Below are 22,092 nucleotides of genomic sequence, written 5' to 3'. Positions count from 1 at the left end.
CGTCCGTTCGGACAGGGTTCGTGCGGATGGGGCCTGCTCAGGCATAAAGCCCTCCCTCGTTCTGGGTGCGTCTGGCGGCGCGGCGGCGCAGGATTTCGGCGACGGTCATCAGCAGGAAGGAGGCGACCAGCAGCAGCGTGCCGAGCGCGAGCACGCCCGGCAGTTTCGCCGCGAAGCGCAACTGGCCCCAGATATAGATCGGCAGCGTCGCCTCGGTACCGGTCAGGAAGAAGGCGATGATGAACTCGTCCAGCGAAATGGTGAAGCAGACCAGCAGGCTGGAGATGATTGCCGGCGCCACCATCGGCAGCGTCACCCGCCGGAAGGTGCCGAAGGCGCTCTCGCCGAGGTCGGCCGAGGCCTCCTCGAGGCTGCGATCGAAACCCTCGAAGCCGGAGGTCAGCACCGTCATCGAATAGGGGATGCAGACCAGGACATGGCCGAGCACGACGGTAAACAGAGAGAGGCTCAAGCCGAGCTGCAGCATCACCAGCAGCATCGAGATGGCGACGATGACTTCCGGCAGCACGAGCGGCGCCATGATCAGACCGTTGATGGCCCGCCGGCCGGGATAGCGGTAGCGGGTGATCGAGCGGGCAGCGAGGATGCCGAGAACCGTCGAAAGGACGGACGCCGAGACGCCGACGATCAGGCTGTTCCAGGTGGCGTCGAGCAGCGCCGGCGTGTTGGGCAGGTCCTCGTACCATTTGAGGGTGTAGCCGGTCAGCGGGAATTTCGGTGTGGCCGCAGTGTTGATCGAAAAGATCGGCAGGAAGATCACGGGCAGATAAAGGAAGCCGACATAGAGGAAGGCGTAGGCCGACAGCCAGCCGCCCGGCAGCAGACGTCGCGCCGCGCTCATCGCGCAAGCCTCTGGGCGGCACGGATGACCAGCACCGTGGCGCCGGCCATCAACGTCACGACCAGCATGGTGGTGACGGAAAGGGCGGCGCCCAGCGGCCAGTTCGAGGCCTTGCCGAACTGCGCCTGGATGGCGTTGGCGATCATGACGCCGTCCTTGCCGCCGACGAGTTTGGGGGTGACATAGTCGCCGACCGTCGGGATCATCACGATCAGCGCCGCCGAGATGATGCCTGGCGCCGACAGCGGCAAAGTCACGCGAAGGAACGAACGAAAGGGACCATCGCCGAGATCCGTAGCCGCCTCCACCAGGGTCCGGTCGATCTTCTCCAGCGAGACGAAGATCGGCAGGATGGCGAAGGCCGCCCAGGCGTGGGTCAGCGTGATGATGACGGCGCTCGAATTGTAGAGCAGCGCCGTCGACGGCTCGTTGATGATGCCGAGGCCGATCAGCCCGGAGTTCAAGACGCCGTTATAGCCGAGAATGACCTTCCACGACATCACGCGCAGGAGATAGCTGGTCCAGAACGGGATGGTGATGAGGAACAGCCACAGGCTCTTGTGGCGGCCGCCGTGGAAGGAAATGAAATAGGCGATCGGATAAGCCAGGACGACGGTGAAGAAGCTGACCGTCAGCGAGATATACAGCGAGCGCCACAACAGATCGCGATAGATCGGCTCGGTCAGGGCGACGCGGTAGTTTTCCAGCGTGAAGGTGCGGTCGATGGTCAGATAGTTCTGCGTCCAGAAGGAGTGGGCGATGACCACCAGGATCGGCAGGACCAGGAGGATGAGCGCGTAGAGAAAGGTTGGGCTGATCAGGGCAAAGCCCTGCACGGGTTCGGATTGCAGAAGGGCATTTCGTCTGGCCCGCGTCATGCGCAACGGGGGCGACCCTTCCACCGCCGCCGTCATTGCCAGACTCCGGGGGGCAGGGCTCCGGCTGTGATCTCGGTTGCTGGCCTGGAGCGTCCCGCCATGCGGTATCCCGTTGGACTGGCGCCGGCTGTTTGTTCCCAATTTTGTTTTGGAGCGCGATCGAACGCAAAACCGGTGACCAGTTTTGCTGATCGCGCTCCGAGCTTGCCGGCTTTCTTTCATCATGCCCGCATCCGCGGATTGAAATCAAGCGCTATTTCTGAGATATTGATTGAACGGACATTCAAAATTGTGGGGAGTATGCCGGAAATTTCCGGCATTGCCGGCCAAATTTCGAAATCCTGAATTCGACAAGTGATGTGGAGACGACAATGGCGGCTGCGAGGGACCTGAAGGCGAGCGAAATGGCCGGAGCCGGAGCTGCCGATGCCGTCGAGTTGGCCAGGCGCCATCTCGTCCAGCCTTGGCCGTATGCCGGTTCGGTCGGCGCGGAAGCGCGCGCGCTGATCGGCGAAGGCGACGGCATCTACATCACCGACGGCACCGGCAAGCGGTTGATCGACGGGCCGGCCGGCATGTGGTGCGTCAATGTCGGCCATCGGCGCGAGGAGCTCGCCAGGGTGATGTACGACCAGGCGATGGCACTGTCCTACAACACGCCGTGGTACACGATGAACGCGCCGTCGGCGGAACTTGCCGGTCGCATAGCAGGTCATGCGCCCGGCGATCTCAGCCACGTCTTCTACACCACAGGCGGCTCCTCGGCGGTGGAGACGGCGCTGCGCTTCATGCAGTTCTACAACAATGTGCGGGGCCGGCCGGAGAAGAAGCTGATCCTGTCGCGCGGCGGCGCCTATCACGGCTCGACCTATCTGTCGGCCTCGCTCAATGGCCGCCCGCGTGACCGCGACTGGATGGACGGCGCCGACGAGCTGGTGATCAAGCTGTCCTCGCCCGATCCGTTCCGTCGTCCGCAGGGCATGAGCATGGCTGATTTCACCGACTTCCTCGTCGGTCAGTTCCGCGACACCGTCGCGCGAGTCGGTGCTGACCGGATCGGCGCTTTCGTCGGCGAGCCGGTGCAGGCCTCCGGCGGCGTTATCGTGCCGCCGGACGGCTACCTCAAGCGCATCCGCGAGATCTGCCGCGACAACGACATCCTCTATGTCTCCGACGAGGTGGTGACGGGCTTTGGACGGCTGGGCCATGTCTTCGCCTCCGGCGATGTGTTCGGCATCGATCCCGACATGATCACCTTCGCCAAGGGCGTGACGTCGGGCTATTTCCCGCTCGGCGGCGTCATCATATCGGAACGGCTGCTGGAGGAACTGCGCCGGTCGAACCATCCCGACGCGATGTTCGGCCATGGCCTGACCTACACCTCCCATCCCGTCGGCTGCGCAGTGGCGCTCAGGAATCTCGACCTTCTGGAACAGGGCGTACTTGCCCATACGCAAGCGGTCGCGCCCTACTTCCAGGCGCAGCTGAAGACGCTGGAAGAATTGCCGTTGGTCGGCGAGGTGCGCGGGCTGGGATTGATGGGCTGCGTCGAATGTGTCGCCGACCGCGAAAGCAAGGACCCGCTGCAGCTCGACAAGGATGTCGGCAAACGCATCGACGCGCATTGCCACGAGCTCGGCCTGCTGGTGCGGCCGCTGATCAACATGTGCGTGATGTCGCCGCCGCTAGTCATCACGCGCGAGCAGATCGACGACATGGTCGGCATTTTGCGCGAGGGCATTTCGCGCACGATGGATGATCTCAGGAAAGAAGGGGTGTGGCGGGGATGACGTTCTTTCTTCGCCCCGCATAGGAGGGGGAGAGGAGCGCTCTCACCGATGGTTTCGCCAATTATCGGCGTCGCCTATCCACGCGACCGCAGCGCGTCGTTCAAGTTCCACATGTCCTTCTCCTCCGGCGCCGTTTCGAGCCCAAGCACGGGGATCTGCCTGCGCAGATGGTCGTGGTGGGTGCGCACGCCGTATTCGAGGTCGGAGAGGTAAAAACCCTCGAAGGCTTCCGACAGCATGGATTCGTTCGACCACACCGAAAGCTGGACATCCTCCGACATGGTGTCGCGGTCGATGCGGAAGGAGAGATAGCGGGCCGCAGCCTGCTCGCGGCTTTCGTCGCGATAGCGGTAGATGGCGCCGCGCAGCAGGGTCTCACCCGTCGAAAGCGGGAATTCCTGATAGAACTGCACCGATTCCGGCATCACCGAGAGGACGGCATTGGGGAAGATGCCATAATAGACCCAGGCCTTCTTCAGATAGTCCGGCAGATGCGCCGGCTCCGGCGCGATCTTGACGTAGTTCCTGACGCTCCAGCGACGGCCGGCATGCGGGTTGTAGCTGGCGAAGGAGCGCGACACGCCGTTGACGAAGGGTTCGTCGAAATAGGTCGCGCCATAGAGGTCCTGCAGAGCCGGGTGCGCCATGGCGACGTGATAGCCCTCATTGTCGACGTCGCGCACCGACTTCCAGTTGACCGGAGTTTTCTGGGTCCAGATGCCCCAGGAGGGCACCATGTCGGCGGCCTTGTAGTGCGAGAATTCGGGCTCGATCGGCTTCATCAGCTCGGCGACGGAGGGCTGCGGGCCGCCAGCGCGGAAGCGAATGAAGATAAAGCCCATCCAGACCTCCAGATCGAGCGGCATCAGGCCGAACTCGGTCTTGTCGAGATCGGGAAAGGAACGCGGGCGGGCAGCGCCGCGCAACGTGCCGTCGAGATTGTAGACCCAGCCGTGGAACGGGCACACTAGCGCGTTCTTGCAGTTGCCCTGGCTGTCGGCGACGACACGGCTGCCGCGATGGCGGCACATATTGTTGAAACCGCGCACGACGCCGTCCTTGCCGCGCACGATCAGAGCGCGTTCGCCGACGACGTCCATGGCCAGGTAATCGCCGGCGTCAGGGATGTCGCTGACATGTCCGGCGATCTGCCAGTGGTTGCGGAAAACGTGCTCCTTCTCGAGTTCGAGGAGGGCATCGGAATGGTAGCTCCAGCCAGGCAGTCCCCGCCGGTCCCAATCGTTGGGAATGGCCACGTCACGGAGATGCGGGTTCATAAAACGTCTCTTCTTTTTATTGAATATCCGTTCAATATAATCATATTTTTCATTGAAATGCAATGGCTTGGGGAAACAAGCATATTTTCGAAAGAAAGTTGGCGCGCCGATTTCAATCCAATCCGATGCAATGGCTCGCCCCGAAAACCCCGGAGAATCCGGGCGTTAGCCCGGGTTTCAAAGCTTGGTTCCGGCGTGTTTTCGAAGCAAATCCTGCCAGGAGGGAAGCCGAGACAAAAGGGGCGTCGCCGCACGTCTTGCCCGCTTGCCGGTCCGCCGAGCCGGGATCGGCTGCGCGAGATGCCCACTTGATGTGGTCTGGCCACGGGGCCGTTTCAAGGCGGTTACAATATCAGATTCACGCCAGCTTTCCGCTGATACAGAGCGCGACTAAGTTCGTTTTATCAAAAAAAGAAAGTCAACGAAGGGGATGATGATGCATGCGAAAGTTCAGATTGCCAGCAATGACCGCCGGTCCCAGGCTCCGGAGCGCGTTAGCCGCCGCCCGAAGCTGGCATTGCGCCGGCGCGCCAGCGACCACCCCATGGCGATGTTCATGGCGCTGGCTGCTTGCGCCTTCGCCGGCATGGCGTTCGCGCCGACGGTCGGCCCGGCCTTTGCTTCGCTCAATCCACCGGCCAACGTCGTCGGCGGCGCAATGACCACCACCAGAACCGCACGCCTGCCGATGCCGATGATCGACTTTGCCTGCAAGGGGCAGGCCTGGGGCGCCGAGAGCGCCGATTGCCTGCGGGCCATAGCCGAGCAGTCCGGAGCCCACAAAGCCCGTGCGGTCCGGATGATCGCCAATGCCGCGCCGCTGACCAATACGCCGAATATTTTCTGAGTTCGACTGAAACATGGTTCCGAAGCGGCTCCGCTTTGGAACGTGCCGCGGCGCTCCCCGAGCGCGTCCAGCGCTCCCTTCGGCTCCCGCCGCATGTCGGCCGGGGGCTTTTTTTACCGGTTGGTGCGGTCTATCCCTTCGAAACTACCTGGTCGGCAATGGCGGACAGGACGCTGCGCACATCCAGCGTGCTGAACGGTTTCTCCAGGATCTGCGGGCGCTGCAAGGGCGGCAGCGCCTCGATTTCGGCCTTGGCGCCGATCAGGTCGCCAGTGACCAGCACGAAACGCCGCGCCAGTTCCGGTCTTTCGGCAAGCAACTCTCGATAGATGGTCATGCCGCTTGTTCCAGGCATGCGCAGGTCCGAAAAGACGATGTCGGGCGGCATGTGGCCAGCCAATATGGCTGTGGCCGTGTCCCAGAGGGGCGCGATCCGTGACTTGATGCCCATCAGTTCGAGTATGTCGGAGAGCGAACCGGCGACGTCGGGCTCGTCATCGATGATCAAGGCGTGGCGCAGCCCGCTCGATCGCGGCTGGCCCTCGCCGGCGATGGCGACGCCGGCTACAATGGCCGGCAGCTGGACGACGAAACGGGCGCCACTTGGCAGCACTTCCTCGAACCAGACATTGCCATTGTGCCGCTCGATGATCGATTTCGAGATCGACAGGCCGATGCCGGTTCCGACGCCGACCGGCTTGGTGGTGAAATAGGATTCGAAGATGCGGGACCGGATCGCTTCCGGTACGCCAGGCCCATTGTCCTCGACCGAGAAACCGGGATCGCCGCGCTCGCTGCGGAAGGTCCGCACCTTGATCAGCCGGTCGCCGCCTATGCCTGCCAGCGCATGCTGGCTGTTGATGAGGAAATTGGCGGCCACCTGGGTGACGTGATCGGCATCGGCCATGGCCAGCAACGGGCCAGGCGCGAAATCGGTGTCGATGATGATGCCGCTCGAGCGCGCGCCGTAGGCGGTCACCTCGAGCGCCGCGCGGATCACCTGGTTGAGGTCCGTCTCGGCCCGCTCGGTCGGATGCAGCCGGACCATCGACAGGAAGCTCTTGACGATGCGGCCGCAGCGCTCGGCGGCGGCGCGAACTTTCTCGGCGCGAACCTTGGTCTGCGGATCGGAGGCGAATTCGTGCAGCAGCGTCGACTGGGCGACAACCACGGCCAGCGGGTTGTTGAGCTCATGCGAGACGCCCGCAAGCAGCGAACCCATCGCCGCCATCTTCTCGTTCTGGTGCAACTTCTCGCGCTGCCGATTGATCTCCTCCTCGGCGCGCAGCTTGTCGCGCAGGTCCCGGATGGAGCCGAAGATCAGGCGGCGGTCGGCGACCCGCATCTCGGTTGCCGTCAGTTCGATGGGGAAAATCTCGCCGGCGGCGTTCTGGGTCACCGTCTCGAGCCGCTGTCCGACCATTGGCGCGCCGCGGCCGGACATGTATTCGGCCCCCGACGCATAGCCCTTACGGTAATAGATCGGCACGATGGTGTCGAGCAGGTCCTTGCCGAGGATATCGCTGCGCAGGAAGCCGAACATCTTCTCGGCGGCCGGATTGAATTCGACGATCGAGCCGGTCTCGTCGATGACGAGGATGGCATCGAGCGAGGCTTGCAGCATGGTGCGGCGGATGACCTCGCTGGCGTGGGCGTCGGAGGGCGAGCGTTCGATCGCGTCGCCGATGGCCAGCGCGATGATATGCAGCGTCGCTTCTTCCTCATCGGTCCATTCGCGCTCCTCGATACAGTCATTGACCGCCAGCGTCCCCCACAGGTGGCCATGCGCGAATACGGACACCGACAGGAACGATTTAATGCTCTGTTTCTCGAAGTCGGCTCTCAGGAAGCCCTCGAGGTCGCGCGTATGGCCGGCGAAAATCTTGCCCTGCCGTTCATCCTCCTGCAGCCGTTCCAGCAGCGGATCGGCGTTGATGATCGACTGCACGATCACCGTCGGCGAGGCCAGCTCGCCACCGACCACGGGATCGATCCAGTAGGCGGCCACCGACTGGGCAAATCCCTGGCCGGGCAGTTCGCGCAGGCGGAACAGGATGCCGCGCTGGCAGTCCATTGCGTGGCAAAGCGTTTCCAGTATGGCTTCCATCTCGCGCTGCCAGTCGCCGGCCTCGCGCAGCCGCCGCACCACGCGCACGGCCGCCATCGCCGCGCCTTGCCGGCCGTCTTGCATGTCCGTGCCTGCTGCTTCAGCGGTCATTTTCAGCCATTGTTGCGGTGCCAAGCGGATTTCATGCGCCGCGTCTCAAATCCTTGTTTTTATGCGTTGTCCCAAAACCAAGAGCGTTTTTGGGCGACAAGTATTGCGACGGATCCGTCCACAGACCAGCACAGGCGCGGGAGCAATCCCCCGCGCCCACTTAGTGGCCGTCGCCGGCCGGCAGCGAGAAGATATAGCCTTCGCCGCGCACCGTGCGCAGGAATTTCGGGCTGGCCGGATCCGTTTCTATCTTCTTGCGCAGGCGCATGATGCGAATGTCGACCGCGCGCGAGGATTCCGGATCTTCGGTGAGGCCGATCGCTTCGGAAATGGCAGCACGTGTCAGCAGCCGGTTGGCGCGGGTCAGGAAAACCTCCAGCACGTCGAACTCGCTCTTGGCCATGTCGATCACCGCGCCGTTGGCGCCGGTGACCAGCCTGCCGTCGAGATCAGCCTGGAAGGAGCCGAAAGCGACGGAGCGGCGGGGATCGCTCGCCTTTTGGCCGTGCATCGGCGCGTGCTGCGGAACCCGGCGCAGCACGCTGCGGACCCTGGCCAGCACCTCGCGCAGCTCGTAGGGTTTGACGATGTAGTCGTCGGCGCCGAGCTCAAGTCCGACGATGCGATCAAGCGCGGTGCCGGCGGCGGTGGCATAGATGATGCCGATCGGCAGTCTCGAGCGCAACCAGCGGCCGAGCGATAGCCCATCCTCACCCGGCATGGCGATGTCGAGGATGGCGAGGTGGAATGATTGCGTTTCGACCAGGCTGCGCGCGGCGGCCGCGGTTTCGGCGGTCGCCACGTCATAGCCGGCGGCGCCGAGATATTCGGCGACCGCCTCTCTTAGATCGGGCTCATCCTCGACAATTAAAATTCTTGCCCGCACGATGCGCTCGCTCCCACTTTCGGTGGAAAGTAGATTGGGTATAAACATGATGTCCAGCACTCATATCGGGTTGCCAGGAAATGGTTGGAAAACATGGCTGCACGCGCCGTTATCGGGCTTATCTGCGTCGCCGACGTGGTGGCGACCGAACTCGCCGATCACCTTGAGCGGCGAGGCCACGACGTGCGTCAGGCGCGCCAGCCCTGGGAAGCGGAATCTATGCTGGCGGGAAAGGGCGTCGACGTCGTCGTCGTCGGTGACAGCCTCAGCCAGGCGGAGGGACGTGATCTGCTCAGGCGTTATGGCAGCCAAGGCGGGGGCGGTGAAGGCGGACCGGATTTCATCCTGATCTGCCGGCCGTGCGACCTCGTCGACAAGGTGCTGGCGCTCGAGCTCGGTGCGGCCGACGTCATCGAAAGTCCGCTCAATGTCAGGGAACTCGCCGCCCGTGTCGGCGGCCTGCTGACGCGGCGGGGCAGGGCCGCCCAGGAACTGATCGTGTTGGAGAACGCGACCGTCGATTTGAGGTCGGCCATCGTCATGCACCGCTCGGGCACGGAGGAGCAGCTTTCGCCCGGCCAGGTGGCGCTGCTTCGGCTGTTCCTGGCCAGTCCCCGCAAGGTGCTGACGCGCGACGACATAATCGCGGCGGCGCCGGCCGAGAATGTCGACGCTTTCGACCGCTCGATCGATTCGCGCATCGTGCGGCTGCGCCGCAAGCTCAATACGGAAGCTATCATCACCATACGCGGCGCCGGCTACCGTTTCGATCCGCCGGCGCAATTCGCCGATTGACGGCTGGGCGCTCACGCAATTCCTCTGGTTGAGCATCGGATTTCCAAACCGGTTTTCACCTCGGGCCCGATTGCCCTGCGCTCAGCGCACCACCAGTAGCGATGGCCCCGGCGGCATGTCGCTGCCTGCCACGAACTCGCCTGCATGCGCGCGCTCTTTCAAGAGCACGGTGGCGAGCCCGGCAAAGCCGAGCAGGCCCTGTGCGTAGAGCAGTGCCGAAAGCACCGAAGCTGCAAGTTTCGTTTTCATTGCGTCAATCCCCAGTAAATCATGTTGCGGCAGCTTGTTTTCCGAAGACCAACGCCCGTCTTGGGTGGGCGCGTGACGCCTCGGCATACTTCAGGAACTCCCGAAGTGCCCGCGCCGTCTACGGAGCCCCCCGTCACGGCGCGGGCCTTCGGTCCTCTCAGCAGCAAGTTGCCGGAGGGGCCGCGCAATGCCAGCAGCTGAAGGCCAACCCGCCAGTGGGCCTTGAGCCGGACGATGCGCAGGCTGGAACAATCCAGACCGTGGCACAAAACAGAACGGTATAGAGGGTTGAGATCTCACTCGAACTCATCGCCGCGAGGCGGGCCATGGAACCGTCGGCAACCGTGCCGGCGCCGCTAGTGGCTGCTGCTGCGATGCTGATCCCGAGAAACCAGGACCGCATGTTCGTTTTCGTTCCCGTGGTCGTTGCCGTCTGCTTTCGTTACGTCAACTCTGCCGGCGGCCTGTATCCGCTTCATGCCGCCGAAAATGCGCTTTGTTGCAGATTCTGTTTCGAAATAGGGCTCCAACCTTTCAAGTTTGGCCAATCCGAACTTTCGTTTCGGGCTGGATACCTATGTGCCTACTCCTGTCCAGGGTGACAGCGTCAATGTCCGCCATTTGGGAACTTTGGCCCGTTAACCAGAGGAAACATATTCGAAACACAAACGAGCATTTCACGAAATCTCTCCGAAACATGATGCATCGATAAGCCGCTCATCGAATTTGGGGCCGGCCAGCCCGGCAGAGAGAGGGACATCATGCATACTGCTATTTCCGCCAAGCTCATCAACATAACCGCCGCCGCTGCCCTGACGGGTGCGGCGCTTCTGTTCGGCGCCGGCACGGGTACCGCGCATGCCGCCAACAAGATCGTGGCGCGCGTCTCGCTTTCGCAACAGGTCATGGAAGTCTCGGTCGACGGCCGCCCGGCCTTCGCCTGGAAGGTTTCCACCGGCGACAGGGCGCATGTGACGCCGACCGGCTCGTTCAAGCCGACGCGCATGCATGAAATGTGGTATTCGAAGAAGTACGACAACGCGCCGATGCCGCATTCGGTGTTCTTCAGCGGCGGCTATGCGGTGCACGCCACCTATGCCATCAAGCGGCTTGGCCGGCCGGCCTCGCATGGTTGCGTGCGGCTACATCCCGACAATGCCGCCGATTTCTACCAGCTCGTCGAAACCTTCGGGCCGGCCAACACCAGCATCGTCATCGTCAAGTAGCTGGCTGGCAACGGATCGGCACAGCAGCCATATCCGTTCAGGGCTCCCGCCGGAACATTTTCCCGCGGTAATCGAGCACAGCCAAAAAAGAGGCCGGGACGTTTCCGGCCTCTTTCTTTGTTAGTTTTTGTTAGTTCGGCAATGCCGTTTCCATCAGCTCGGCAATGCCGGCATCAATTTGGGATCCGGCTTCTCGGCCAGCTGGGGCAAGTCCTTGCTGGCAATGAAGGTATAGAACATGGGCACGACGAAGAGCGTGAACATGGTGCCTACCAGGATGCCGGTGAAAATGACCAGGCCCATCGAATAGCGGGCAGCGGCGCCGGCGCCGCTGGACGTGATCAGCGGCACCACGCCAAGCGCCATCGCCGCCGTCGTCATCAGGATAGGCCGCAGCCGCACCTTGGCCGAAGCGATGATGGCGTCGCGTCGCCGCATACCGTGGATCTCGCGCTGCTGGTTGGCGAACTCGACCAGCAGGATGCCGTGCTTGGTGATCAGGCCGATCAGCGTGATCAGTCCGACCTGCGTGTAGATGTTGAGTGTGCCGAGGCCCAGATTGAGCGGCACGATGGCGCCGAAGATCGACAGCGGCACCGCCATCATGATGATCAGCGGATCACGGAAGCTTTCGAACTGCGCCGCCAGCACCAGATAGATGACGATGACGGCCGCCCCGAAAGCGATCAGGATCGTGTTGCCCTGTTCCTTCTCCTGCCTGGACTGGCCCGAATAGTCGATGAAGAAGGTGTCGGGCAGGCTCTCCCTGGCTATGTCCTCGAGGACTTTCAATCCATCGCCAGTGGTGACGCCGGGCAGCGGCAGCGCCGAGATCGTCGACGAATTCAGCTGGTTGAACTGCTCGATCGCGGCCGGCGACGCATTGGTCGAGATCTTCACCACCGCCGACAGCGGCACCATCTCGCCCGTTACGCTGCGCACGAAGTACTCGCCGAGTTTTTCGGGATTGTCGCGGAATTCTTTCGGCACCTGCGGGATGATGTCGTAGCTGTTGGAGTCGCGGTCGAACTGCGCCACTTCGGCGCCGCCGACCAGCAGCGTCAGGGTCCGGCCGATATCGGCGATCGGCAGGTTCAGCGCCGCGGCGCGGTCGCGATCGATGGTCACCGTCACCTGCGGCGCGTCATAGGCCATCGAATTCTGCACGACGATGAAGCGGCCGGAGGCCTGTGCCTTGTTCTTGATCTTCTCGGCCACGTCGTACACTTCCGAGGAGTCGCCGGTCGATCGCACCACCAGGGCGATGGGCAGGCCGCCGCCGGAGCCCGGCAGCGTCGGTGGCGCAAAGACGAAGGCCTGGACGCCCGCCACCTTGGCGAGACGGGCTGTGATGTCGGCCTGCAGCTCCTTCGAGTTGCGCTTGCGCTCCGCCCAGTCCTTGAAGGCGAAACCGACGAACGCACTGTTCGTCGTGCCGCCGAACGCGACGGCCGAGAACTGCGCCCGCGTTTCGGGAATATCCTTCACCAGACCGAGCATCTGGTTGACGTAAGTTTCGGTGTAGTCGGATGTCGCGTAACGCGGCGCCGTTACAAGCGAGAGCAGGAAGCCCTGGTCTTCTTCCGGCGCCAGTTCGGTTGAGGTCTTGGTGAACATGAAGCCGGTCACCCCGACAAGCGCCAGCACGATGATCAGCGTCAGCGGGCGATAGTTGAGCGACCCCGTGACGGCCCGCTCATAGACGTGCTCGACCCGCGCGAAAGTGCCGTCGACAATGCGCTGGAAACGGCCTGGCGTGCCGGACTTCAGCAGGCGCGCCGACATCATTGGCGTGATGGTGATGGCGATCACGCCCGACAGCACCACCGAGCCGGCGAGCGTGACGGCGAATTCGCGGAACAGCGCGCCGGTCAGGCCGCCGGTGAAGGCCAATGGCGCGAACACCGCGGCCAGCGTCATGGTCATGGCGACGATGGCAGTGGCGATCTCGCGCATGCCGTTGAAGGCCGCCTGCATCGGCGACATGTGGTCTTCTTCCATGTGGCGGTGGATATTCTCCACCACCACGATGGCGTCGTCGACGACGAGGCCGATCGCCAGAACCATGGCGAGCAGGGACAGAAGGTTGATCGAATAGCCCACCGCGAACAACAGGAAGCAGACGCCGATCAGCGACAGCGGGATGGTGACGATGGGCATCATCACCGAACGGAAAGAGCCAAGGAACAGAAGGATAACGACGACGACGATGGCAACGGCCTCGCCGATGGTCTTGAACACTTCGTCGATCGAGGCGCTGATCTGCCCGGTCGCGTCGTAGACGATCTCGATCGTCATGCCTTTCGGCAACGTCTCCTGGATTTGAGGCACCAGCTTGGTGAGCGCCGCCGCCGTGGTCAGGGGATTGGCAGCCGGGGTCGGGAAGATGGCGAGGAAGGTGCCTGGCTTGCCGTTGAAGGAAACCCTGGTGTCGGTATTCTCGGCGCCCAGTTCGACGCGGGCGACATCGCGCAGCCGCACCACATTGCCGTCGGTCGAGCGCAGCGGCAGTTCGGCGAAGGCTTCCGGCGTCTGGAGCGTCGAGCGCACGGTGATCGAGGAGACGACATATTCGTTCTCGGTGTTGCCGGGCGCCGACAGGAAGTTGGAGTTGTTGATCGCCGTCAGCACTTCCGATGCGGTCACACCGCGCGCGGCGAGCCTGACCGGATCGATCCAGACCCGCATCGAATATTCCTGGGCGCCGAAGATCTGCACGTCGGCGACGCCTTCGACCGTCGACATGCGGGGCCTGATGACGCGCTCGATATACTCGGTCAGCTGCTCCTTGGTCATGTTCGGGTTCTGCATCGAGATGTACATCATCGCGAATTGCTGGCCCGTGCCCTTGACGATGACGGGATCCTTGGAGGCGTCCGGCAAGGTGCCGCGCACGCCCTGGACCTTGGACAGCACTTCGGTCAGCGCGACGTCCGGGTTGGAGCCGAGCTTCATCTGCACAGTCACGGTGCTGGAGGACGGTCGGCTCGACGACGTGACGTAATCGATGTTCTCGGTCGAGGCGACGGCGCGCGCGATCGGAGCGGAAATGAAGCCCTGGATCAGGTCGGCGCTGGCGCCCGGATAGGCCGTCGTGATGGTGATCGCGGTTTCGTCAACCTTCGGATACTGGCGGATCGACAGGCTGAATATGCCCTGGAAACCCAGGAGCAGGATCATGCATGCAAGGACCGTGGAGAGGACGGGCCGGCGAATGAAGAGATCGGAAACGCTCATTGCTGGTCGGCCTGCTTGTTCGCCGATTTGGTTGGGTCGATGGTGTTGTCGACGTTGACGGACATGCCGTTGAAGAGGCGATTCTGACCTGCCGTGACAACCTCATCGCCCGCCTTGAGGCCTTCGACGATCTCGACCATGCCCTCGTTGCGGCGGCCGGGCTTGACGAATACCTGCGACAGGACCAGGGCAGGCTGCTCGCCCCCCGCGGCCGGCTTGGCCTGATCGGCGGCGGCCTTGTCCGCTGGTTTTGCCGCATCGGCGGCAGGCTTCGCGGCTTCGGCCGGTTTGGCATCGGCCGCGGGCTTGGCGTCCGCCGGCTTGTCGGTCGCCGCCGCGGCGGGGTTTGTCTCCGGCTTGGTCGGCTGCGCCTCGGCGGGCTTTGCCGGGTGCACCACGAATATGTAGTCGCCATAGAGGCTCGTGGTCAGCGCCGTCTGCGGCAGCGCCAGCACATTCTGCTCCTCGGGCAGTTCGACACGCACTTGCACGAACTGGCCGGGGGTCAGCTTGCCTTCGGGATTGGCGACTTCCGCCCGGATGTTCACCAGCCGGCTGGAGGGGTCGATCTTGGGATCGATACCGCGAATGGTCCCGGCAAAAGGCATGTCGCCGCCGCTGAGGCCCAGCCGAACCGTCTGCCCGATCTTGAGCAGCGGCAGTTGCTGTTCGGGAACCGTGAAGTCGACCCGCATCGTGTCGAGATCCTGCAGCGTCACCACGGCGGTGCCGGGCGCCAGATATTGGCCTAGATCGATCTTCGGGATGCCGACGGTTCCAGCAAAGGGCGCCGTCAGCTGCTTCTGGTCGAGCACTGCCTGAAGCCTGTTGACCTGGGATGCCGAGGCGGACGCGGCCGCACGTGCGGTGTCCAAGGTCGAGTCCGAGCCGACACCGCGCTTGGTCAGTTCGAGTGCACGGGTCAGCGATGTCTGATCGAGCGCCGCCTGCGCCTTCTGTGCCGCGAGATCGGCACGCTCTACGGCGTCGTCGAGCTGCAGCAGCACCGCATTGGCCGCCACTTTCTCGTTGGCATGGAAGGGGATCTCCTTGACGATGCCGGCGGTCTCAACCGTCAGGTCGACACCGCGCACGGCGCGGACCGTGCCGATCGCCTCGATGCCCGGCGTCCAGTTCGACGGCTTGACGATGGTTGTCGACACGGTTGCCGCTGGCGGCTTCATCGTGGCGAAATATTGCTTGATGCCGTTGTCACGCAGGAAATTGAACCCGACGATGCCGCCGACCACGATGACGAGCACGGCCAACACAAGAATGATGATAACGAAACGGAGTATGCGCTTGAACAAGGAAGTCCCCTCAGTCGAAATCCGGCGCGAAGCGCGGATATCGGGACACATATCGACTGCGGGCCCCGATTTCAAATGACCGCGGTCTTACTGTACCGTCTGGACGGTCTTGTCAATTGGGCCTAAGCTTGCGATGGGAGGCGCCATGAAAGCCCAACGAACGAACTCGCGCGAGAGGATTCTCGCTGCGGCGGCGGACGTCGCACGGGAATCCGGTCCCGGTAGCCTGTCCCTGGATGCCGTCGCCAGCCGCGCCGGGGTATCAAAGGGCGGACTGCTCTACAATTTCCCGACCAAGGCCAAATTGATGCAGGGCCTGGTCGAAGGCTATCTGCGCGAATTCGAGCAGGCGCTAGAGACCGCCAGCAGCAACGACAATGGCGCAAATCCGCTCGCCGTCTACATCAGGCTTTCGGCCAAGGATTGCGAGGACAAGCAGCCATCGGCGTCGTGGATATTTTCGGCGATCGCCGAGGATCCGGACTTCATGTCGCCGATAAAGACGTTCAAGCGACAACTCTTCCAACGACTGAAGAGCGAGACGCCGGATCTCAAGTCGCTGCTGGTCTGCTATCTCGCCATCGAGGGCCTGCGCAGCATGAACCTGTTCGACGCGGACGTGCTTTCCCCAGACGAGCGGCAATTGCTGGTGTCGTCGCTGCTGGAAATCGCCGGGTCGCCCGATGTTGGCCCTGCCCGGGCCAAGCGACCCTGACGGACCATCAGGGCGGTTCGGTTTCCAGGCAATTCCGGAGGAAAAACCGCGCTCGCGCCGGTGATCGGCGCGTCGTCGAGGTACATCGAGTGGACATAGTCGCCATGCTGGCCTTGTAGCGCACCGGAATGACGTGACCGGTCTCGGTGTAGTCGCCGAAGCCGGTCGAGTCGGGCATGCGCGGATATATGGCTGTGGCATCGTCATGTTGCGGCGCACAAGACCGCGCCCTATCTTTCGTGTTCCCTCCCACCATATCGAGATCACCCATGGGTTCCCTGTCTTCGAAGAATGCGCTCGTCACCGGCTCGACCAGCGGCATCGGCCTGGCCATCGCCCGCGCCTTCGCCGCCGAAGGCGCCAATCTCACCATCAACGGCCTGGGCGACGCCACGACCATCGAGCAGGAGCGCGCCGGCATCGAGAAGGATTTCGGTGTCAAATGCCGCTACTCCGACGCCAACATGATGGACGGCGCGGCGGTCAGCGCCATGGTGCATGAGGCGGAAGAGGCGTTCGGCAGCCTCGACATCCTGGTCAACAACGCCGGCATCCAGCATGTCGCGCCGATCGAGGAATTCCCGGACGACAAATGGGAAGCGATCATCCGCATCAACCTCGTGTCGGCCTTCTACGCGATAAAAGCGGCGCTGCCTGGCATGAAGAGCCGCAAATGGGGCCGCATCATCAACACGGCTTCGGCGCATGCGCTCGTCGCCTCGCCGTTCAAATCCGCCTATGTCTCGGCCAAGCACGGCATATCAGGCCTGACCAAAACGGTGGCGCTGGAAGTCGCGCAGGACGGCATCACCGTCAACGCGATCGCGCCCGGCTATGTCTGGACGCCGCTGGTCGAGAAGCAGATTCCCGACACCATGAAGGCGCGCGGCATGACCGAGGAACAGGTCAAGCGCGATGTGCTTCTGGCCGCACAGCCGACAAAGGAATTCGTCGCCGTCGAGGACCTTGCCGCCCTGGCGCTGTTCCTGTGCTCGGATTCAGCCAGGCAGATCACCGGCACGACCTTGCCGATGGACGGCGGCTGGACGGCACAGTAAAGCCCAGGCGAGGCGTTCTGTTCCCGGCTGATGCCGCAGGCGCCGGCAAGCGGTTGCAAGAGGCACCGGACCGGTCGGTCCTCCTGTTTATGCACCACCCGCCGTTCGGCATCCACATGCCGGTGCTCGACGAGGTCACGCTAACCGACGCCGATGCCCTTCAAGAGCTATTCCAACGCCATGGCAGTGTCCGTCACATCTTCGCCGGACGTGTCCACCGGCTGATCGCCGGCAAATGGCGCGGCATTCCGGTCAGCACCATCATCCATTTCCACGATTTTCCGGTTGGCTAGCACTTAAGCAGGGGGCGCCCCTTCTCTCGCCATCAAGCGCGCTCACGGTTGAAGTTTTTCCGGGCCCGAATGCGTCGAACCGTCGCGAGCGTTTGGTTGTCGGATTTGCCGGTTTTCCCACCTTGCTCGTGATGCTGGAAAGGGTACAAAAGTGCTACGAATCTGGACATTAGTCTTGACAGAAATACAGATGTTCAATACCCGTCAGGTGATTGAATAGCAGCATTACGGGAGGAATGAGCGGTATGGCTTCCAATGTTTCGTTGACGGGCCTTGCCCGTGATCTCGAGGTGCGGGCCAAGTCGGGCAAGCCAATCCGCATCGGCTTGATCGGTTCGGGCGAGATGGGAACCGACATCGTCACCCGCGTCGCCCATATGTCCGGCATCGAGATCGGCGCCATTTCCGAGCTGAACCTGCCCGCCGCCAGCAAGGCCGTGGATATCGCCTTCCAGGAAACCGGGCATGCGCGCGAAGTGTCGAACGCCTCGGCGATGACGGCCGCCATGGAGGCCGGCAAGGTGGCGGTCACCAACGACGCCAGCCTGGTCATCAACAATGACCTGATCGACGTCGTCATCGACGCCACCGGCGTTCCCGCCGTCGGCGCCGAGATCGGCTTGCGCGCCATGGAGCACGGCAAGCACCTGGTGATGATGAATGTCGAGGCCGACGTCACCATCGGCGCCTATCTCAAGAGCGAGGCCGACCGGCTCGGCGTCACCTATTCGCTGGGCGCCGGCGACGAGCCGTCTTCCTGCATGGAGCTTATCGAATTCGTCTCGGCGATGGGCCATCCGATCGTCGCCGCCGGCAAGGGCAAGAACAATCCGCTCAACATCGACGCCACGCCGCCCGACTATGAAGAGGAAGCCAAGCGCCGGCACATGAATGTGCGTATGCTGGTCGAGTTCGTCGACGGCTCCAAGACCATGGTCGAGATGGCGGCGATCGCCAACGCCACCGGGCTGGTGCCCGACAAGGCCGGCATGCATGGTCCGGCGGCGACGCTCGGCGAATTATCCAAGGTGCTGGTGCCGCAGAAGGACGGCGGCGTGCTGTCGAAGGTCGGCGTCGTCGACTATTCGATCGGCAAGGGTGTCGCGCCCGGCGTGTTCGTCGTCGCCGACATGTCGCATCCGCGCATTTCGGAGCGCATGGAAGATTTGAAGATGGGCAAGGGCCCGTACTTCACCTTCCATCGGCCCTACCATCTGACCTCGCTCGAAGTGCCCCTGACCTGCGCCCGCGTCGTGCTCTACGGCAAGGCCGACATGGTGCCGCTGGCAAAGCCGGTGGCCGAAGTCGCAGCCGTGGCCAAGAAGGACATGAAGCCGGGCGAGAAGCTCGATGCGATCGGCGAATATTGCTACCGCGCCTGGATCATGACGGCGCCGGAAGCACATGCCGCCAGGGCCATTCCCTGCGGTCTGCTGCAAGGCGGTTCGGTGACGGCGCCGATCAAGAAGGGCGAGCTCATCACCTACGCCAATGCCGCCCCGGCTCCCGGCTCCAAGATCGCCGAACTGCGCGCGCGCCAGGACAAGCTCGTCTACGGAACCGTGGAGGTGTGATCATGGCCGCAGCCAGCAAAGCCGTCGCGGACAGCCGCGCCAACCTGCCCTTCGTCTATCGCCAGTACAGCGCCGAGCAGCTCAGACAGGTGCTCTACAAGATGTACCTCATCCGCCGCTTCGAAGAGGGCGCGGAGGAGAGCTACACGCGCGGCCTCATCCACGGCACCATGCATCTGTCGATCGGGCAGGAAGCCAGCGCCATGGGCATCTGCATGCCGCTCGGCGAGGATGACCAGATCACCTCGACGCATCGCGGCCACGGCCACTGCATCGCCAAGGGCGCCGAGGTCAAGCGCATGTTCGCCGAGTTCTTCGGCAAGACCACCGGCTACTGCAAGGGACGCGGCGGCTCGATGCACATCGCCGACGTGGCCAAGGGCAATCTGGGCGCCAATGGTATCGTCGGCGGCGGCATTCCGATCGCCGTCGGGGCGGCGCTCTCCTCCAAGATGATGAAGACCGGCAAGGTCGTGGTCTCCTTCTTCGGCGACGGCGCCAACAATGAGGGCGCTTTCCACGAGGCGCTGAACATGGCGGCGATCTGGAAGCTGCCGGTGATTTTCGTGTGCGAGAACAATGGCTACGGCATGTCGACGTCGACGGCCCGCTCGACCGCGGTCAAGAACATCGCCGAGCGCGCCGCCGCCTATTCGATGCCCGGCGTCATCGTCAACGGCAACATTTTTTCGGAGGTCGCCGAGGCGTCCTACAAGGCCGTCGAGCGCGCACGCGCGGGCGAGGGGCCGACGCTGATCGAGTCCAAGACCTACCGCCATCGCGGCCATTCCAAGAGCGACCGCAACCGCTATCGCACCAAGGAGGAGATCGAGGACTGGATGTCGAACCGCGATCCGATCACCCTGTTCGAAAGCGAGCTGCGCGACTTCGGGTTCATTGACGACAAGGGCATCGAGGCGATCCGCGAAGCGGTGGCCAAGGAAATCGCCGACGGCATCGAGTTCGCCAAGGCGAGCCCGTCGCCTGATGTCAGCGAGACCGGAAATTACGTGTATACGGAGCAGGTGTGATGGACGCGATGGTGCGTGAACTGAGCTACGCCCAGGCGATCCAGGAAGCCATGGCGATCGCCATGGACATGGACGAACGCGTCTTCCTGATGGGCGAGGACATCGGCGTCTATGGCGGCGCCTTCCAGGTGACCGGCGATCTGGTCGAGCGCTACGGCGCGGACCGGGTGATGGATACGCCGATCTCGGAACTGGGCGGCGCGGGTGTCGCGGTGGGTGCGGCCCTCACCGGGATGCGGCCGATCTTCGAGTTCCAGTTCTCCGACTTTGCCACGCTCGCCATGGAGCAGATCGTCAACCAGGCGGCCAAGATGCGCTTCATGCTGGGCGGTGAGGTTTCCGTTCCCGTGGTGATGCGCTTTCCCGCCGGTTCCGGCACCGGTGCCGCCGCGCAGCACAGCCAGAGCCTGGAGGCCTGGCTCGGCCATGTGCCGGGCCTAAAGGTCATCCAGCCGGCGACGCCGCACGATGCCAAGGGCATGCTTTTGGCTGCCGTCGCCGATCCCGATCCGGTGATGATCTTCGAGCACAAGCTGCTCTACAAGATGAAGGGCCCGGTTCCGGAAGGCTACTACACGGTGCCGATCGGCAAGGCCGATATCCGCCGCGAAGGGCGCGATCTCACCATCGTCGCCACCTCGATCATGGTGCAGAAGGCGCTCGACGCCGCGGCCGCGCTGGAAGCGGAAGGCATCGACGTCGAAGTCGTCGACCTCAGGACGATCCGGCCGATGGACAAGCAGACCGTCATCGACAGCGTCAAGAAGACGTCGCGGCTGATGTGCGTCTACGAAGCGGTCAAGACGCTGGGCATCGGCGCCGAGGTCAGCGCCATGATCGCCGAGAGCGAGGCGTTCGACTATCTCGACGCGCCGATCGTGCGGCTGGGCGGCGCGGAGACGCCGATCCCGTACAATCCGGAGCTGGAGAAGGCGACGGTGCCGCAGGTTCCCGGCATCATCACCGCCGCCCGCGACCTCGTGAGAGGGGTTCGCTGAGACATGCCGACCGAAGTCATTCTTCCCAAGGTCGACATGGACATGGCGACCGGACAGATCTCGCGCTGGTTCGCCGAGGAAGGCGCCCGGGTCAAGAAGGGCGACGTGCTGTTCGAGATCGAGACCGACAAGGCGGCGATGGAAATCGACGCGCCGGCCAGCGGCATCCTGCGCGATGTCTCCGGCAAGGAAGGCGTCGATATCCCCGTCGGCGCGCCGGTTGCGTGGATCTATGCCGATGATGAAAGCTACGGGGCCAAGCAGGACAAGGCGCCAATCTCCCCCCTTGAGGGGGAGATGTCGACGAAGTCGACAGAGGGGGTTGCCTCAGAAGGCACCGCCAAGTCCTTGAGCACCACTCTGGCGCTGAGCCCGGTCGAACCGACCCCACCCGACCGGCCTTTGGCCGGCCACCCTCCCCTCGAGGGGGAGGGGAAAACCCGCGCTACACCCTTGGCGCGTCGATTGGCTCGTGAAGCAGGACTGAATCTCTCCGGCATATCCGGCACAGGCCCACATGGCCGCGTCGTGAAGGCGGATATCGATGCGGTACTCTCCTCCCCCCTCGAGGGGGAGGTGTCCGCGAAGCGGACGGAGGGGGTCGTCTCAGGAGGCACCGCTTTTGCGCCGAGCCCCGTCGAAGCGACCCCACCCGACCGGCCTGCGGCCGGCCACTCTCCCCTCAAGGGGGAGGGGGACGTGCTGCGCCTGTTCGAGGAAGGCTCCTATGAACTCGTCCCGCACGACAACATGCGCAAGACCATCGCGCGCCGGCTGGTCGAGGCCAAGACCACCATCCCGCATTTCTACCTGACGCTCGACTGCGAGCTCGATGCGCTGCTTTCGCT

Annotated in this window: 21 protein-coding genes and 1 pseudogene; 12 read left to right on the top strand and 10 right to left on the bottom strand. The window is 63.4% G+C overall.

What is annotated here, in order from left to right; genetic code table 11:
• Nucleotides 1-37: 37 nt before the first annotated feature.
• Together LB541_RS23685 and LB541_RS23680 are read right to left on the bottom strand one after the other, a co-directional pair.
• Nucleotides 38-862 carry an ABC transporter permease gene (locus LB541_RS23685; RefSeq protein ID WP_140525484.1) on the bottom strand — a complete coding sequence of 275 codons (825 nt, stop codon included), beginning with the start codon at nucleotides 860-862 and terminating at the stop codon, nucleotides 38-40.
• Complete coding sequence (locus tag LB541_RS23680; protein ID WP_140517906.1) at nucleotides 859-1,776, bottom strand: ABC transporter permease; 918 nt, start codon at nucleotides 1,774-1,776, stop codon at nucleotides 859-861. Before LB541_RS23680 ends, LB541_RS23685 begins: the two co-directional genes overlap by 4 nt.
• Before the next feature lie 63 nt (nucleotides 1,777-1,839).
• Between LB541_RS23680 and LB541_RS23675 the strand changes: the two genes are divergently transcribed.
• The gene (locus tag LB541_RS23675) at nucleotides 1,840-2,085 is read left to right on the top strand and encodes a hypothetical protein (protein WP_140567487.1); all 246 of its coding nucleotides are present in this window, start codon (nucleotides 1,840-1,842) and stop codon (nucleotides 2,083-2,085) included.
• Between the two features lie 26 nt (nucleotides 2,086-2,111).
• Nucleotides 2,112-3,530 carry an aminotransferase gene (locus LB541_RS23670; protein ID WP_140567489.1) on the top strand — a complete coding sequence of 473 codons (1,419 nt, stop codon included), beginning with the start codon at nucleotides 2,112-2,114 and terminating at the stop codon, nucleotides 3,528-3,530.
• A gap of 74 nt (nucleotides 3,531-3,604) precedes the next feature.
• Here LB541_RS23670 and LB541_RS23665 read toward each other — a convergent pair whose 3' ends face one another.
• Entirely contained in the window at nucleotides 3,605-4,807 is a 1,203-nt protein-coding gene (locus tag LB541_RS23665) for an aromatic ring-hydroxylating oxygenase subunit alpha (RefSeq protein ID WP_140500615.1), read from the bottom strand.
• Between the two features lie 436 nt (nucleotides 4,808-5,243).
• Here LB541_RS23665 and LB541_RS23660 point away from each other — a divergent pair, with 436 nt between their 5' ends.
• On the top strand, nucleotides 5,244-5,654 hold the full coding sequence (locus LB541_RS23660) for a hypothetical protein (protein ID WP_140517910.1): 411 nt from the start codon (nucleotides 5,244-5,246) through the stop codon (nucleotides 5,652-5,654).
• Nucleotides 5,655-5,784: 130 nt separating this feature from the next.
• Here LB541_RS23660 and LB541_RS23655 read toward each other — a convergent pair whose 3' ends face one another.
• Nucleotides 5,785-7,872, bottom strand: a complete 2,088-nt coding sequence (locus LB541_RS23655; RefSeq protein WP_181172281.1) for a sensor histidine kinase — start codon at nucleotides 7,870-7,872, stop codon at nucleotides 5,785-5,787.
• 160 nt (nucleotides 7,873-8,032) lie between these two features.
• Entirely contained in the window at nucleotides 8,033-8,806 is a 774-nt protein-coding gene (locus LB541_RS23650) for a response regulator (protein WP_181167426.1), read from the bottom strand.
• A 45-nt stretch (nucleotides 8,807-8,851) separates the two neighbouring features.
• Between LB541_RS23650 and LB541_RS23645 the strand changes: the two genes are divergently transcribed.
• A complete protein-coding gene (locus LB541_RS23645; RefSeq protein ID WP_224619739.1) occupies nucleotides 8,852-9,553 on the top strand; it encodes a response regulator transcription factor in 702 nt (233 codons plus the stop codon).
• Nucleotides 9,554-9,634: 81 nt separating this feature from the next.
• Here the strand turns inward: LB541_RS23645 and LB541_RS23640 are convergent, their stop codons facing one another.
• Nucleotides 9,635-9,802 carry a hypothetical protein gene (locus LB541_RS23640; RefSeq protein ID WP_140500618.1) on the bottom strand — a complete coding sequence of 56 codons (168 nt, stop codon included), beginning with the start codon at nucleotides 9,800-9,802 and terminating at the stop codon, nucleotides 9,635-9,637.
• Between the two features lie 356 nt (nucleotides 9,803-10,158).
• The gene (locus LB541_RS23635) at nucleotides 10,159-10,350 is read right to left on the bottom strand and encodes a hypothetical protein (protein WP_181165414.1); all 192 of its coding nucleotides are present in this window, start codon (nucleotides 10,348-10,350) and stop codon (nucleotides 10,159-10,161) included.
• A gap of 213 nt (nucleotides 10,351-10,563) precedes the next feature.
• On the opposite strand from LB541_RS23635, the gene LB541_RS23630 reads away from it, so the two are divergent.
• A complete protein-coding gene (locus LB541_RS23630) occupies nucleotides 10,564-11,028 on the top strand; it encodes a L,D-transpeptidase (protein WP_140517911.1) in 465 nt (154 codons plus the stop codon).
• A gap of 153 nt (nucleotides 11,029-11,181) precedes the next feature.
• Here the strand turns inward: LB541_RS23630 and LB541_RS23625 are convergent, their stop codons facing one another.
• A complete protein-coding gene (locus LB541_RS23625) occupies nucleotides 11,182-14,265 on the bottom strand; it encodes an efflux RND transporter permease subunit (protein ID WP_140525490.1) in 3,084 nt (1,027 codons plus the stop codon).
• A complete protein-coding gene (locus tag LB541_RS23620; RefSeq protein WP_140525491.1) occupies nucleotides 14,262-15,575 on the bottom strand; it encodes an efflux RND transporter periplasmic adaptor subunit in 1,314 nt (437 codons plus the stop codon). Before LB541_RS23620 ends, LB541_RS23625 begins: the two co-directional genes overlap by 4 nt.
• A gap of 145 nt (nucleotides 15,576-15,720) precedes the next feature.
• On the opposite strand from LB541_RS23620, the gene LB541_RS23615 reads away from it, so the two are divergent.
• Nucleotides 15,721-16,290, top strand: coding sequence for a TetR/AcrR family transcriptional regulator (locus tag LB541_RS23615; protein ID WP_140517913.1), 570 nt, complete (start codon nucleotides 15,721-15,723; stop codon nucleotides 16,288-16,290).
• Nucleotides 16,291-16,319: 29 nt separating this feature from the next.
• Here the strand turns inward: LB541_RS23615 and LB541_RS23610 are convergent.
• Nucleotides 16,320-16,471, bottom strand: a pseudogene (locus LB541_RS23610) (acetoacetate decarboxylase family protein); the annotation flags it as partial.
• An 88-nt stretch (nucleotides 16,472-16,559) separates the two neighbouring features.
• Here LB541_RS23610 and LB541_RS23605 point away from each other — a divergent pair.
• From LB541_RS23605 to LB541_RS23580, 6 genes are all read left to right on the top strand, one after another.
• Nucleotides 16,560-17,348: a 3-hydroxybutyrate dehydrogenase gene (locus LB541_RS23605; RefSeq protein ID WP_140816207.1), complete on the top strand. Its 789-nt coding sequence runs from the start codon at nucleotides 16,560-16,562 to the stop codon at nucleotides 17,346-17,348.
• A 116-nt stretch (nucleotides 17,349-17,464) separates the two neighbouring features.
• A complete protein-coding gene (locus LB541_RS23600) occupies nucleotides 17,465-17,641 on the top strand; it encodes a hypothetical protein (protein WP_224619737.1) in 177 nt (58 codons plus the stop codon).
• 245 nt (nucleotides 17,642-17,886) lie between these two features.
• The gene (locus LB541_RS23595; protein ID WP_140525493.1) at nucleotides 17,887-19,215 is read left to right on the top strand and encodes an NAD(P)H-dependent oxidoreductase; all 1,329 of its coding nucleotides are present in this window, start codon (nucleotides 17,887-17,889) and stop codon (nucleotides 19,213-19,215) included.
• A gap of 2 nt (nucleotides 19,216-19,217) precedes the next feature.
• Nucleotides 19,218-20,246 carry a thiamine pyrophosphate-dependent dehydrogenase E1 component subunit alpha gene (locus tag LB541_RS23590; protein WP_224619735.1) on the top strand — a complete coding sequence of 343 codons (1,029 nt, stop codon included), beginning with the start codon at nucleotides 19,218-19,220 and terminating at the stop codon, nucleotides 20,244-20,246.
• A complete protein-coding gene (locus tag LB541_RS23585) occupies nucleotides 20,246-21,244 on the top strand; it encodes an alpha-ketoacid dehydrogenase subunit beta (protein ID WP_140558466.1) in 999 nt (332 codons plus the stop codon). Before LB541_RS23590 ends, LB541_RS23585 begins: the two co-directional genes overlap by 1 nt.
• Nucleotides 21,245-21,247: 3 nt before the next feature.
• Nucleotides 21,248-22,092, top strand: an 845-nt coding sequence (locus tag LB541_RS23580; RefSeq protein ID WP_224619732.1) for an E3 binding domain-containing protein, incomplete at its 3' end; no start/stop codon positions are given.

The sequence above is a fragment of the Mesorhizobium sp. BR1-1-15 genome, assembly GCF_020165475.1.
Taxonomy (GTDB): Bacteria; Pseudomonadota; Alphaproteobacteria; order Rhizobiales; family Rhizobiaceae; genus Mesorhizobium.
The sequence above is the reverse complement of the archived record's forward strand: the minus strand, read 5'-3'. Positions and strand labels throughout refer to the sequence as shown.